This window comes from Paraburkholderia sp. UCT31, assembly GCF_014397655.1.
Taxonomy (GTDB): Bacteria; Pseudomonadota; Gammaproteobacteria; order Burkholderiales; family Burkholderiaceae; genus Paraburkholderia; species Paraburkholderia tuberum.
In genome coordinates this window covers 99,533-112,755 of the sequence record NZ_VZQP01000006.1, presented here as the reverse complement: position 1 = coordinate 112,755, position 13,223 = coordinate 99,533, and the positions used below count along the sequence as shown (strand labels likewise).

The window sequence follows — 13,223 nt, the reverse complement described above, 5'->3', positions numbered from 1 at the left end:
TTCTTTAATACACGCAAGAAAACGCGTGACAGATAACGCCTTCGAATTGTCGGGACGGCTCACGATCCAACTGATCGCTCGTGTACTCTAGCGCAAATAAACTGTTTAGGGACGGCTATCTGAATCCTGTAAGTTTTTGCGTGACAGAATGTTTTCAATTTGTCACTCGAGGCGTTTGCCGGCAAAATAAAAGCCGGTGTAATGGCGGCGGTAAGATTGCAATGGTGCGGCGCAATACTTCAGGCTGACCTGCCCGGCGTACTATGATGAAATCATGTGACGGAGGCCCGCCATGTTTCATGATCCCATCCGAATTCCCGCAATGATCGAATTGACATTGCTTGCGATCGTGCTGATCGTTGTCAGCATCGTACGCGCGAGGCGGCAAAGGGAGCGGGCGCGGAATCGGGCCATGGCGGAGCAGCGAAGCTCTGATAAAACGCGAATGTAATATTCGCGTTTACTGCATCTTTTAAGACTTTCGTATTCAGCTATTTTGCTGGTCTTTGTTACTTCTATCGATGGCTTTTCGGCGTGGCGACAGCCGCGCCGGTCGACTTTATAGCGGTGGACGCTCCAGTTGGACCCACTGCTGCACGCTGGCGCGTTGCCATTGTTGCGTGGCGTACTCCTTGAGCTTGTGCGGAACGGAATCGCCATTCAGCACGAGGCGATTGAGCATCAATGCGAGGTCCGTATCGGCGATGCACCACTTGCCGAACAGATTTGGCGAATTGGCCGGAAGCAATGCATCGGCGGCGGCGAAGAGTTTTTGTGCCGCTTCTTGTGCGCTGGCGGAAAGCGGGCCGCCGCGCGATCCGTAGAAAATGACTTCGGTGGAGTGCTCCTCGCGAACCGGTAGCAGATCGCTGCGCAGCCAGGCCTGCAGCTGGCGCGCTCGCGCGCGCAGACGCCGATCTTGAGGATAGACCGGGGTGTCCGGGAAAGTCTCTTCGAGGTACTCGGTGATCGCCGACGACTCGGATAACGCAAAGTCTTCGTGTATCAGGGTCGGCACGCGCCGCGTCAATGAGCGGGCCGCATAGTCGGTGGCGTGATTCGCCTTGTTCGCGAGATCGACGGTCGAAAGGTCGAACGGCAAGCGCTTCTCGCGAAGCGTCACGAAGACGGACATCGCGTAGGGGCTGGCGAATTGGGCGTCGGTGTAGAGGTGGAAGGGCGGGTGTGCCACAGGGGCTCCGTTTTCGTTAGTCATCGATGTCGAGCTTCGAATACTAGCTGCTCGTCGCGCGCCGTGCAGCCTTTCACCAGTGCGGATTGGCCATCTCGCAGGCGAGCAGGCAGCCTAACGCCGACACGGTGCCGACCGCGCCGAGACCAAATCCTACGGCAAGGTTCTCCGCCGTCGTTGCGCAACCCTGCAGCAGCGTTATCGACGTCAGCAGCGACGCGAGAAAAAGACGATACCGAAGTCGCGAAGAAGATGTGCGTCGTGGTGACATGATATGTCCGCCGTGAAGGGCGCTCTTTCAGCGCATCAGCGTACGAGCATAGCGGCCCATCATTCGTCGCATTCACCCGAGTAGCGGGCGACAAGCGTCAGACCTTACGAGCTCTTGCGAGGCGCCGAGCCGCGCTCGAATCGGTCGCCGGGCAGCGATACGGGGAGAACGCCTCGTCGGTCTTTCGACCGGTATTGCAACTGCAGAACAAAATCACGCGAGGGGCTTCAAAAAAATAATCAGGCTGATACAATGGCGCCCCTCTGCCCAGGTGGCGAAATTGGTAGACGCACTATCTTGAGGGGGTAGCGCCGAAAGGCGTGTGGGTTCAAATCCCGCCCTGGGCACCATTTCGAGTCGTCGATTCGAATCTTCAAGCGCTTCGCGCTTTCTTCAGGCAACGGCGGCCGTATCAGACCATCGCGTTGTCTCCGCTTCTGCGCTCAGAACTCGTTCCGATAGGCAAATAGCCCCGGAAGACCGCCGCTCATCACGAATAGAATTTTCTGTCCGGCACTGTACTTCCCGTTGCTCACGTTTTCCACAAGACCCGCAAATGCTTTGCCGCTATACACGGGATCGAGCAACAGACCTTCCGTCGATGCCATCAGCCGAACAGCCGCGCGCATGTTATCGGTTGGAATGCCATAGCCGGGTCCGAGCTGCGCTTCGTCGATCGAGATCGCGTCATCACTCACGCTTAGGCCCGGATCGATCAGTCGGACCGTCTGATTCGCCTTATCCAAAGTAACCGTGCGCGCGTGGCCAGCATTCCCATACACCGTGAATGCGGCAACACGCGACGGATCCAGGCCCAGCGCAACAAAACCCGCGACCAGCCCCGCATGCATGCCGCCGCTTCCATTCGGCACCACGACGCGATCGAAGGCCACGTTTTGCGCTTGCGATTGCGCGACGATTTCAGCTGCGCAGTCCGCGTAGCCGAGACAACCGACCGGGCTCGAACCGCCCAACGGACACACATAGACGTTACGGCCCTGCGCTCGCAACTCGTTCGCGCGTTCCTCGGCGAATTGCAATGCGTTGGCCGTGCCGGGAAGATCATGCACGCGCGCATCGAATAGCGCATCGAGCAGCACGTTGCCGTTCTCCATGTAGTCGTGGTCGAAACGTTGCACGGTTCTCGTCAGCACCAGCTCGCATCGAAGTCCGACGCGAGCCGCCGCGGCCGCCGTGAGGCGCGCATGATTCGATTGCCGCGCGCCGACGGTAACGATGGTGTCCGCGCCGCGCGCGAGCGCTTCGCCAATCAGGAATTCGAGCTTGCGCAGCTTGTTGCCGCCGCCACCTAGTCCCGTCAGATCTTCTCTTTTGACGTAGATGTCCGCCCCGCCGAGGCGAGCGCTCAGACGCGCAAGGTGCTGAATTGGCGTCGGGCCTTCGAGAAGCGCACGGCGCGGAAACTTTGATAAATCGAGGCGGTGCGATGAGGCGGAGTTCATGGTCGTGTGCGGGCGATTGAGTTGAAAGAGACGTTTCCATTCATTTGACTGACGCAAAGTTCTCTTTGACTCGAGTGCTCAATGCGTCAACGTCCGAATCCCAGCCAGTAATTTATCAACTTCGGCGTCGGTGGTCAGATAGCTGACCGATGCGCGCGCGATCTGTGTCAGCCCTCTGCTGTTCATATCGAACGGCGTGTACGCGACGCCATTCGAGCCGATCGTGATGCCCTGTGCCGCCAACGCGCGTCGCACCGACAAGGCATCTAGTCCGGCGACGTTGAACGACACCAGACCGGATCGCTCGACACCCTGGTCGAGCACCCACACGCCCTCCATCGCGGCCAACCGCTCGCGCAATGTCTGCGCGGTCCGATCGATCTGCGCGCGGATGTTGTCGATGCCAATTTCCAGCGCTTCGTCCAATGCATTCGCCAATCCGCAATGCAGTGCAAGCGACGCTTCCGACGATTCGAAACGCACGGCATCGTCGCGCAGTACAGGGTCGCCGTTGGCGTCGAGCGGCGCGGAATACGTGTCGACGAAGGCCGGCGTCAAGCGGGGCAGAAAATCCCGCCGGACGTATAGCAGCCCGGTGCCGCGCGGTCCACGCAGTGCCTTGCGGCCCGCGCCGGCCAGTACATCGCAGCCGACTTCGACGACGTCGATCGGAAGCTGTCCGACGGCTTGCGCCGCATCGATGAAATACGGAATGCCGTGACGGCGTGCTATCTGCCCAATCGCGGCGGCCGGATTGATCAGTCCGCCATTGGCCGGCAGCCACGTCAGCGCAATCAGTCGGACCCGGTCGTCGAGCATCGCTTCGAGCGCGCGAGGATCGACCCTGCCGCTCTCATCGGAAGGAATCGTCTCTATCGATGCGCCCGCGCGCTGCGCCAGAAGACGCATCGTCGCGAGATTGCCGCCCCATTCGTGCCGCGCAACGAGGATGCGTTGCCCCTCGCGCCACGGACCCAATGCCGCGAAAGCAGCGCCCCAGCCCGGCGAGTTGCCCGTCGTCAACGCGATCTCGGCGGGCTGAGCGTTCAGCAGTCGCGCGGCGAGCGTGCGCGCCCGTTCGGTCTGTTCGCGGGCAGCCGCGCCCGCTTCCATGGGTCCCATCGAGGCTTCGCGCAACAGATGCGCGTGAATCGCTTCGAGCGTGGCGGCCGACGGCAGCGACGCGCCCGCATGATTGAAGTGCGTGGTACTGCGCACACCGGCTGTGCGGGCACGTATTGCGTCGATGACAGCAGGCGACAGCGGAGAAGACATTGGCGGCTCCGAGTGTATGAGTTGAATTCAGACGTTCTTCAAGGCGACAACCGCTTCGACTTCGACGGCGACCCCTGCCGGCAGCGACGCAACACCCACCGCGCTGCGCGCGTGACGGCCGGCGTCACCGAAGATCTGCACGATCACGTCCGACGCGCCATTGGCAACCGTGCTTTGAGCACTGAATGCCGGCGTGCTCGCGATGAACACGTTCAGGCGCACGATGCGTGCCACGCGCTCGAGCCGGTCGCCCGTCGCCGCGACGATCTGCGCGACGACACCAACCCTTACCCTCCAGCATCATTCCTGCCACGCTTCTCCTTCCGGATACCAGTACCTGTCCAGCGTCCCTTCCAGCATCTCGATGCTATACCCGGCCCTTTGCGGCGGCATATAGTGCCCGTTGCGGATCGCGACGGGATCCACGAAATGCTCGTGCAAATGATCGACGTATTCGAGCACGCGATTCTCGAGCGACGCCGACACGCAGATATAGTCGAACAGCGAAATATGCTGCACGTACTCGCACAAGCCGACACCACCCGCATGCGGGCACACCGGCACACCGAACTTCGCGGCCATCAGCAGTACGACGATCACTTCGTTGAGTCCGCCGAGCCGGCAACTGTCGATCTGGCAGAAGTCGATGGCTTGCGCCTGCAGCAGTTGCTTGAACATCACGCGATTGTGGCAATGCTCGCCGGTTGCGACGCCAATCGAACCGAGCCGCCGGCGAATCGCCGCATGACCGAGGATGTCGTCGGGACTCGTGGGCTCCTCGATCCACCACGGGTCGAACTCGGCGAGACGGCGCATGTTCGCGATCGCCTCATCGACGTCCCACACCTGGTTCGCGTCCATCATCAGCTTCCGGTTCTCGCCGATCTCTTCGCGCAGAATGCGCGCGCGCCGTACGTCTTCCTCCAGATCTCCGCCGACCTTCTGCTTGAAATGCGTCCATCCCTGCGCGACGCCTTCGCGCGCGAGACGGCGAATCTTGTCGTCGTCGTAACCGAGCCAGCCCGCCGATGTCGTATAGGCCGGATAGCCGTGCGCGAGCATTTCCTTTTCACGCTCGCCCTTGGTCTTCGCATGACGATGCAGCATCGCGAGCGCTTCGTGCGGCGTGAGTGCGTCAGTCACGTAGCGAAAGTCGAGGCAGCGCACGAGTTCTTCCGGGCTCATGTCGACCAGCAGCTTCCAGACCGGCTTGCCGACGGATTTCGCCCACAGGTCCCACGCCGCGTTGACGACCGCCGCGGTGGCAAGATGAATCGCACCTTTGTCCGGGCCGATCCAGCGCAGTTGGCTATCCGAAGTAAATGCGCGCCAGAAAGCGCCCATATTCGCGGCGATATCTTCGAGCTTCTTGCCGACGATCAACGGCGTGAGTGCATTCACGGCGGTCACGCAGATTTCATTGCCGCGGCCAATCGTGAACGTGAGGCCGTGGCCGGTGAGATTCGGCGTGTCGGTTTCGAGCGTGACGTAAGTGGCGGAGTAGTCCGGCGCGGCATTCATCGCGTCGGAGCCGTCCAGCGAACGTGAGGTGGGGAACCGGATGTCCCGAACGGACAGCCTTGTGATCGTTGTCATCTGCGCACCCTCCGGGGCTGTGGCTATCGGCTTGTCGTCTGCGGACGCAGACGGATCGGTTTCGTGCGCACGTTCTCTGTGTGCGCGTTCCTGCTGCGCATACGGGTAAGCCCGGAGTTGCCAGATACCAGGCATCCCCAGGTATTTCCAGGCATTTGTACGCGTTGACAACACGGCATTCACTTTCTAGCATGCTAGCATGTCTTCTCGAAATCAAGGCCTTCGTGAATTCCTCGACCGAACTTGAGAATGCCGCCGGGGACCCGTATGTCGCACTGCAAAAAGTCGGCGGCGGCGAGCGCGGCAGCTTGACCGACGCGGTCGAGGCGGCGTTGCGAGAAGCGATCGTTACGTTGGCGTTGGAACCCGGCATGATGATCGACAAGATGGCCGTGTGCAAACGGATGGGCGTGTCGCGCTTTCCGGTGTCATCCGCATTGGCGAGGCTTGCGCATGCGGGTCTCGTCGAGGTTTTGCCGCAACGCGGCACGCGCGTCAAACCGATCGCGCTCGACGACATCCGCCAGCATCTGTTCATCCGCAGCGCACTGGAAGTCGAGACGGTGCGTGGGGTCGCGCTGATGCACGACACGGCGACGCTCGACGCATTGGCACGCAATCTCGATCAGCAGCGCAGTCTGGCTGGAAGTGGCGAACGTCTGGCGTTTCACGCGCTCGATCTGGCTTTCCATGAAATCCTGCTCGACGCGGTGAAGCTGCCGCGCGTGAAGGAGATCGTCGCGGTGTCGCGCAATGCGCTGGACCGCGCGAGACAATTGCTCGCGAGTCCAGAACGGCTCACGCATACGCTGGAAGAGCACGAGAGCATCTTCAAGGCCCTTTGCGCCGGCGACGGCGATGCGGCCGCGAAAGCGATGCACGATCATCTCGACCAGGTCGTCGCCGAATTGCACCGATCCGCAAAAGAGCGGCCCGACCTGTTCGCGCCTTGAATGAAAGCTGGAATGAAAGCCGTTGTTCAAGCCGTAAAAAGCTCCACCGTAAAAACGTTGGTGATATAGGCAGCCGTCAACAGATCAGCACATGAACCCACTCATTTCCGTCAGCAATCTTTGCAAGAGCTTTCCGGGCGTAAGAGCGCTTCATGACGTCCGGTTCGAACTCATGGCCGGCGAGGTCCATGCGCTGATGGGCGAGAACGGCGCGGGCAAGTCGACGCTGATGAAAATTCTCGCCGGCGTCTATACGCGCGATTCCGGCGAAATTCTCTTCGACGGCAAGCCCGTCGATTTTCAAGGTCCGCGCGACGCGCAAGCTGTCGGCATCGGCATCATTCATCAGGAACTGCAACTGATGAATCATCTGAGCATCGCGCAGAACATCTTTATCGGCCGTGAGCCGCGCAAGGGTCTGGGTCTCTTTCTCGATGAAGACAAACTGAATGCACAGGCAAGCGAGATCCTCGCCCGCATGCACGTGAAACTCGATCCGCGCACGATGGTCGGCACGTTGACCGTCGCGAGTCAGCAGATGGTCGAGATCGCGAAAGCACTGTCTTTCGATTCGCGCGTGCTGATCATGGACGAACCCACGTCCGCGCTCAACGATGCCGAGATCGCCGAGCTGTTCCGGATCATCCGTCAATTGAGAGAGCGCGGCGTCGGCGTCGTCTATATCTCGCACAAGATGGACGAGTTGAAGCAGATCACCGATCGCGTGACCGTGGTGCGCGACGGTGAGTATGTGGCCACCGTGCCGACCGAGGGCACCGGCGTCGAGACGATCATCGGCATGATGGTCGGACGCACGCTGGGCGACGTGACGCCGGTCGAGAGGGCGCCGGTGAAAGGCGAACTCGCGCTCGAAGTGAGAAATCTCGTCGCAGGTCCGCTCGTGCGCGACGTCAGTTTCGAATTGCGCAAGGGCGAAATACTCGGTTTCGCAGGCTTGATGGGGGCGGGCCGCACGGAGGTCGCGCGCGCGGTGTTCGGCGCCGATCCGGTCGAATCGGGCGAGATACTCGTGAAAGGCGTGAAGGCGTCGATCAAGAGGCCCAGTGATGCGGTCAAGCGCGGCATCGGCTACCTGTCCGAAGATCGCAAGCGCTTCGGTCTCGCTACGGGAATGGACGTCGAATCGAACATCGTGATGGCCGATCTCGGCAAGTTCCTGTCAATCAATATGTTTCTGCGCCGCGGGCAGATTCGCAAAAGAGCGCAGCACTTCATCAAGCTGCTTGCGATTCGCACGCCTTCGGCGACGCAGCAGGTGCGGCTCCTCTCGGGCGGCAATCAACAGAAGATCGTGATCGCGAAATGGCTCGAGCGCGATTGCGACGTACTGTTCTTCGATGAACCGACGCGCGGCATCGACGTCGGCGCGAAAAGCGAAATCTACAAGCTGCTGCGCTCGCTGGCGGCGCAAGGCAAGGCGATCGTGATGATCTCCTCCGAGCTGCCGGAAGTTCTGCGCATGAGCGACCGCATCGTCGTGATGTGCGAAGGCCGCATTACCGGCGAGCTGTCCGCCAGCGAAGCGACGCAGGAGCGCATCATGCATCTCGCGACGCTGCGCGAAACCCTGAAAACGGTACAAGCCTGAAGAGGTCTACGACATGACATTGCGAACGGATACGGCGGCGCTGGACGACGAAAGGCGCACTTCCGGGCTGAAAGCGCGAATTTTCGCGCCGACCGCCGTGCAAAAGATGCTCGCGTTCGCGAGCCTCATCCTGCTGCTGGTGTTCTTCAGTTTCGCGTCGCCGTCCTTCATGCAGATGGACAACATCCTCGGCATTTTTCAGGCGACAGCTGTGAACGGCGTGCTGGCGATTGCCGCCACGTTCGTGATCATTACGGGCGGCATCGATCTGTCGGTCGGTACGTTGATGACATTTACCGCCGTGATTTGTGGAGTGTTTCTCACGTACTGGCATCTGCCGATGTGGATGGGCGTGCTCGCGGCACTCGCGACGGGCGCGGTATGCGGCACGGTATCGGGCACGCTGACCGCCAAAATGAAGATCCCGCCATTCATCGCGACGCTCGGCATGATGATGCTGCTCAAAGGTCTTTCACTCGTCGTGTCGGCGGACAAGCCGATTTATTTCACCGATACCGAGAACTTCTACCGTATTTCCCAGGATTCGCTGATCGGCTATTTCCTGCCGAGCGTGCCGATTCCGAATGCGGTACTGATCCTGTTCGTTCTCGCGATCGTCAGTTCTATTACGCTCAATCGCACCGCGCTCGGCCGCTATACGTTCGCACTCGGCAGCAATGAAGAAGCGGTGCGGCTCTCGGGCGTCAATGTCGATCGCTGGAAGATCGCGATTTACGGCGTGGGCGGCGCTATCTGCGGCATCGCGGGTCTGCTGATCGCGTCGCGGCTCAATTCGGCGCAGCCGGCGCTCGGTCAAGGCTACGAGCTCGATGCGATCGCGGCGGTCGTGATCGGCGGCACGTCGTTGAGCGGCGGTTCGGGAACGATACTCGGCACCATCATCGGCGCTTTCATCATGAGCGTGCTGACCAACGGACTGCGCATCATGTCGGTCGCGCAGGAGTGGCAGATCGTCGTGACCGGTTTGATCATCATTCTGGCGGTGTATGCGGACATCCTGCGGCGCAGCCGGAGAAGTTGACGCAGCAGCAAGGAAGCAGCAAATAAGCAGGGAACGCAGGAGCACGAGAGAGAGGGCAAGTGAAGGCTTTCTCGAAAGCTCGATAGCGGCTTGATAGCCCAACCATTGGAGGAGGCCCCATGTTGAAGAGAAGACTAATCGGTATCGTGGTCGGTGTCGGTGCGCTCGTCGGCGGAAGTAGTCTCGCGTATGCGGACGAGCCGTATATTCCGCTTATTTCGAAAGGCTTCCAGCATCAGTTCTGGCAAGCCGTCAAATCGGGCGCCGAGCAGTCCGCGAAAGCGAACAACGTCAGGATCACGTTCGAGGGACCGGAAACGGAAGCGATGGTCGATAAGCAGATCGACATGCTGTCGGCCGCGCTCGCGAAGAAGCCGCAGGCGCTCGGCATCGCGGCGCTCGACAGTAAGGCGGCCATCCCCTTGCTCAAGCGCGCCCAGAACGAAAAGATTCCGGTGATTGCATTCGACTCGGGCGTCGACAGCGATATTCCGTTGACGACCTGCTCGACGGACAACGTCGCCGCCGCCGCGCTCGCCGCCGACAAGATGGCCGCGCTGATCGGCAATTCCGGCGAAGTCGGCGTGATCGTGCACGACCAGACGAGCCGCACCGGTGTCGATCGCCGCGACGGTTTCGTCAATCAGATCAAGTCGAAGCATCCGAACATCAAGATCGTGTCCGTGCAATACGGCGCCGGCGATCACCTGAAGTCCGCGGAAATCGCCAAGACCATGATCCAGGCGAATCCGAACCTGAAAGGTATCTTCGGTGCAAACGAAGGTTCCGCGGAAGGCGCGGCGATCGGCGTCAAGGAATCGGGCAAGAAACTCGTGCTGATCGGCTTCGACTCCGGCAAGGAGCAGAAGGAGAACATCATGTCGGGCTTGATGGCCGGCGCGATTACGCAGAATCCGGTCGGTATCGGCAAATGCACGGTCGACTCGGCGGTCAAGGCGCTGCACGGCGAGAAGCTGCCGAAGAAGATCGACACCGGTTTTTACTGGTACGACAAGACCAACATGAACGATCCGAAGATCGCAGCCGTGCTGTACGACTAAGCGAGGCCGGCAATCGCGACTCGGGAAGCCGAGGCTGCGACAATCATCAAAGAGGGAGAGCCACGCTCTTCCTCTTTTTTATTGCCGTTCCGCAACTTCGGAATCGCGCTATACCGAGCGGTCCGTTGCGCCGCAACAACATGTAATCCGAACGCTCGTACTCCGTCGAGCAAGTCGTGATTCGCGCTCATGCAGGGCTTTTGATCCACGGCTGCCGGTCATTTCACGCCATTGCATGCATTAATCTGATACTTTATGTTTATATAATCGCTGCACGAGCCGTCCATTCGCATGCCGATTCGGACCCACCCACCGTCGAATGCGCAGGTCATGGCTTTTACCGAACCAAGGTCTCCATTTTTCAAGTGGGTCGTGTCCTCGGCCCAGAAACTGAGTCCGGACAACCGGCAGATCCTGCTTGCCAACCTGTTCACGCGAACCGCATCGATCGTTTTCGCGTCGATTTGCGAAATCAGCGTTTGCGCAACCGCGTATTATCTTTATCCGATTCCTCTATATGCCGCGTGGGGTATCGCGGTCGTCGCATTGCTGATCGCGCGGCTCACGCTGATCTGGTTATGCCGCACGCGGGCCGCCCTTGGGCTGCCCACGCCGACTTCCGCGTTTATTTTCGCGAGTCTGTTGTGGAGCGCGTTATTCGGGTTTGGCACATTCCTGTGCAATATCAGCGGAAGTCCCACGCTTTTTCTGCTTGGAAACGTCTGTGCGGTCGGTGTGATCGGCGGATTGTCCGGACGCAATGCGGGCACGCCGCGGCTTGCGTTATTGCAGATCGTTTTTATTCTCGGCTTTCTGAGTGTCGGCGCGGCGATGTCGCCGGGCAATGGCAAGCTCGTGCTGCTATTTCAGGCTCCGTTTTGCGCGGCCGGCTTCTTCACGGTCGCGCTGCGTAGTAATCGCGACACCGTTGCGTTGCTGCTCGCGCGGGAAAACAGTCATCGCCTCGCGCGCCAGGATAGCCTGACCGGTTTGCCGAATCGCGCGCGTATCAACGAGCTGCTGATCGAACGCACCGGCGAGAGTTCGACGCGGCAGGGCGAGGCGTTCGCGGTGCTGCTGATCGACCTCGACGGCTTCAAGGCGATCAACGACAGTCTCGGTCATGCCGCCGGCGACCAGATTCTGCAGGAAGCGGCCTCCCGTTTGCGCGATCTGCTGCCGAGCGGCGACCACGTTGGCCGCCTGGCGGGCGACGAGTTCGTCGCGATTTCGGACGACGCCGGGCAGCTTCGCGACGTGCGCGTGCTGGCCGATCGCATCGTCAGAACGCTGGCGCGGCCGTTCGTGTTGAGCGAAGCGCTCGTGCATATCGGCGCGAGCGTCGGCATCGCGCTCTATCCCGAACATGCGAAAACGGGTCCGCAATTGCTGATCTGCGCGGACCGCGCGTTGTACGGCGTCAAGCGCAGCGGCAAAAGCGCGTTCGCGATTTTCGATGCCGAGAAGCACGTATCCGACGAAAGCCTGAGCCTGCTGCGCAGCGACCTCGAAGGCGCGCTGAAGTCGTTCAATGGTTTGCGCATGGAGTATCAGCCGATCATCGATCTGCATACCGGCGCGGTCGCGGGCCGCGAGGCGCTGATTCGCTGGGCCCATCCGACGCGCGGCGAGTTGTCGCCGTCCGCGTTCATTCCGACCGCCGAGCGCACCGGCCTGATCCTCGCATTGGGTGAATGGGTGCTGCTGCAATCGTGCATGGCGGCGTCGGCGTGGCGCGACAAGGTGATCGTCGCGGTCAATGTATCGCCGGTGCAATTGCGCGAGGAATCGTTCGCATCGACGGTGACGGCAATACTTCGGAAAACGAGGCTGCCGCCGACGCGGCTCAATCTCGAGGTCACGGAAACGGCACTGCTGAACGACGACGAAGTGACTCGCCGCAATATCACCAGATTGCGCGCATTGGGTATCGGGCTGGCGCTCGACGACTTCGGCACCGGCTTTTCGACGATGTCCACGCTCGTGCGCTTCTCGTTCGACAAGCTGAAGATCGACAGTTCGTTCGTCCGCGAGTCCGTGCATCGGCGCGAATCGGCGGCCGTGGTGCGCGGCATCGTCGCGCTGGCGCGCGAGATCGGCATGCCGACCACGGCCGAGGGCATCGAAACCCAGGAGCAGCTCAATTTCGTGCGCGTATGCGGTTGCACGCATGCGCAGGGTTATCTGCTCGGCAAGCCGATGTGCAACGAAGAAATCGAGCAGTGCGAAGCGGTGCTCGACGCGCGTGTCGCCGACAAGGCCGCGCCTGCGGACTTTTGATATCCGTTACCGATGCGATCGAGGTCGTGATGTCGTCTCCCTTGCAATTTCAACTGCGATTCACCGCGTCGATGGAACTCGCCAACTCGCTGCGCGCGGACCCTTCGTGCGCAGCGCATCCAGCGCTTCGTGCCATTTTGCAAACGCATCACGCAACGCTCAAATGCCAGTTCGATGCATTCGCCGACTACGTGAGCGAAGCGGAGAGAATGGGCATCGAGAACTACCCGCTTTATCAATGGACACGGCAAACCATCGAGAACCCGGAGAAGAAAGCGAAGTACCTGCAGTCGTTCACGCTCCATGTGAATGGCGACGAAGTGTATGACAAGGACGTCGCCGATGCCCTCGAGGCCGGCTTGTCGAAGCTGATCGACGTGAACGGTGTTCTTCGCGTTTCGAGGTACGACACGAATCCCGGGAACAATCCGCAGCCGCCCGCGCGCGTGTGAGGCAGCCGTTTAAATTTCACTCCGAAAGC

The 13,223-nt window shown here is 60.5% G+C and carries 11 protein-coding genes, 1 tRNA gene and 1 pseudogene; 7 read left to right on the top strand and 6 right to left on the bottom strand.

Going from position 1 to position 13,223, the window contains the following annotated elements:
* Positions 1-559: 559 nt before the first annotated feature.
* Together yfcF and F6X40_RS06415 are read right to left on the bottom strand one after the other, a co-directional pair.
* Complete coding sequence (gene yfcF / locus F6X40_RS06420) at positions 560-1,216, bottom strand: glutathione transferase (protein ID WP_187627184.1); 657 nt, start codon at positions 1,214-1,216, stop codon at positions 560-562.
* Between the two features lie 49 nt (positions 1,217-1,265).
* Positions 1,266-1,463, bottom strand: a complete 198-nt coding sequence (locus tag F6X40_RS06415) for a hypothetical protein (protein WP_162634082.1) — start codon at positions 1,461-1,463, stop codon at positions 1,266-1,268.
* Positions 1,464-1,728: 265 nt separating this feature from the next.
* On the opposite strand from F6X40_RS06415, the gene F6X40_RS06410 reads away from it, so the two are divergent.
* Positions 1,729-1,813, top strand: a tRNA-Leu gene (locus tag F6X40_RS06410).
* Between the two features lie 93 nt (positions 1,814-1,906).
* Here F6X40_RS06410 and F6X40_RS06405 read toward each other — a convergent pair.
* From F6X40_RS06405 to F6X40_RS06390, 4 genes and pseudogenes are all read right to left on the bottom strand, one after another.
* A complete protein-coding gene (locus F6X40_RS06405) occupies positions 1,907-2,926 on the bottom strand; it encodes a D-cysteine desulfhydrase family protein (protein ID WP_187627183.1) in 1,020 nt (339 codons plus the stop codon).
* A 78-nt stretch (positions 2,927-3,004) separates the two neighbouring features.
* Complete coding sequence (locus F6X40_RS06400) at positions 3,005-4,201, bottom strand: aminotransferase class V-fold PLP-dependent enzyme (protein ID WP_187627182.1); 1,197 nt, start codon at positions 4,199-4,201, stop codon at positions 3,005-3,007.
* Between the two features lie 27 nt (positions 4,202-4,228).
* Positions 4,229-4,486: pseudogene (locus tag F6X40_RS06395) on the bottom strand (RidA family protein); the annotation flags it as partial.
* Between the two features lie 15 nt (positions 4,487-4,501).
* Positions 4,502-5,797, bottom strand: a complete 1,296-nt coding sequence (locus tag F6X40_RS06390; protein ID WP_187627181.1) for an L-fuconate dehydratase — start codon at positions 5,795-5,797, stop codon at positions 4,502-4,504.
* Between the two features lie 191 nt (positions 5,798-5,988).
* Between F6X40_RS06390 and F6X40_RS06385 the strand changes: the two genes are divergently transcribed.
* The 6 genes from F6X40_RS06385 (at position 5,989) to F6X40_RS06360 (ending at position 13,194) form a co-directional block, all read left to right on the top strand.
* Complete coding sequence (locus tag F6X40_RS06385; RefSeq protein WP_187627180.1) at positions 5,989-6,750, top strand: GntR family transcriptional regulator; 762 nt, start codon at positions 5,989-5,991, stop codon at positions 6,748-6,750.
* A 91-nt stretch (positions 6,751-6,841) separates the two neighbouring features.
* The gene (locus F6X40_RS06380) at positions 6,842-8,359 is read left to right on the top strand and encodes a sugar ABC transporter ATP-binding protein (protein ID WP_187627179.1); all 1,518 of its coding nucleotides are present in this window, start codon (positions 6,842-6,844) and stop codon (positions 8,357-8,359) included.
* A 13-nt stretch (positions 8,360-8,372) separates the two neighbouring features.
* Positions 8,373-9,401, top strand: coding sequence for an ABC transporter permease (locus F6X40_RS06375; protein ID WP_184072760.1), 1,029 nt, complete (start codon positions 8,373-8,375; stop codon positions 9,399-9,401).
* A gap of 119 nt (positions 9,402-9,520) precedes the next feature.
* Complete coding sequence (locus tag F6X40_RS06370) at positions 9,521-10,462, top strand: ABC transporter substrate-binding protein (protein ID WP_090807654.1); 942 nt, start codon at positions 9,521-9,523, stop codon at positions 10,460-10,462.
* Between the two features lie 330 nt (positions 10,463-10,792).
* The gene (locus F6X40_RS06365) at positions 10,793-12,742 is read left to right on the top strand and encodes a putative bifunctional diguanylate cyclase/phosphodiesterase (RefSeq protein ID WP_184072764.1); all 1,950 of its coding nucleotides are present in this window, start codon (positions 10,793-10,795) and stop codon (positions 12,740-12,742) included.
* Between the two features lie 29 nt (positions 12,743-12,771).
* A complete protein-coding gene (locus tag F6X40_RS06360; protein WP_187627178.1) occupies positions 12,772-13,194 on the top strand; it encodes a hypothetical protein in 423 nt (140 codons plus the stop codon).
* Positions 13,195-13,223: the final 29 nt, after the last annotated feature.

Coding starts and splice junctions, on each gene's coding strand:
- yfcF (WP_187627184.1), bottom strand. CDS start 1,216: ATGACTAACGAAAACGGAGCCCCTGTGGCACACCCGCCCTTCCACCTC.
- F6X40_RS06415 (WP_162634082.1), bottom strand. CDS start 1,463: ATGTCACCACGACGCACATCTTCTTCGCGACTTCGGTATCGTCTTTTT.
- F6X40_RS06405 (WP_187627183.1), bottom strand. CDS start 2,926: ATGAACTCCGCCTCATCGCACCGCCTCGATTTATCAAAGTTTCCGCGC.
- F6X40_RS06400 (WP_187627182.1), bottom strand. CDS start 4,201: ATGTCTTCTCCGCTGTCGCCTGCTGTCATCGACGCAATACGTGCCCGC.
- F6X40_RS06390 (WP_187627181.1), bottom strand. CDS start 5,797: ATGACAACGATCACAAGGCTGTCCGTTCGGGACATCCGGTTCCCCACC.
- F6X40_RS06385 (WP_187627180.1), top strand. CDS start 5,989: ATGCTAGCATGTCTTCTCGAAATCAAGGCCTTCGTGAATTCCTCGACC.
- F6X40_RS06380 (WP_187627179.1), top strand. CDS start 6,842: ATGAACCCACTCATTTCCGTCAGCAATCTTTGCAAGAGCTTTCCGGGC.
- F6X40_RS06375 (WP_184072760.1), top strand. CDS start 8,373: ATGACATTGCGAACGGATACGGCGGCGCTGGACGACGAAAGGCGCACT.
- F6X40_RS06370 (WP_090807654.1), top strand. CDS start 9,521: ATGTTGAAGAGAAGACTAATCGGTATCGTGGTCGGTGTCGGTGCGCTC.
- F6X40_RS06365 (WP_184072764.1), top strand. CDS start 10,793: ATGGCTTTTACCGAACCAAGGTCTCCATTTTTCAAGTGGGTCGTGTCC.
- F6X40_RS06360 (WP_187627178.1), top strand. CDS start 12,772: ATGTCGTCTCCCTTGCAATTTCAACTGCGATTCACCGCGTCGATGGAA.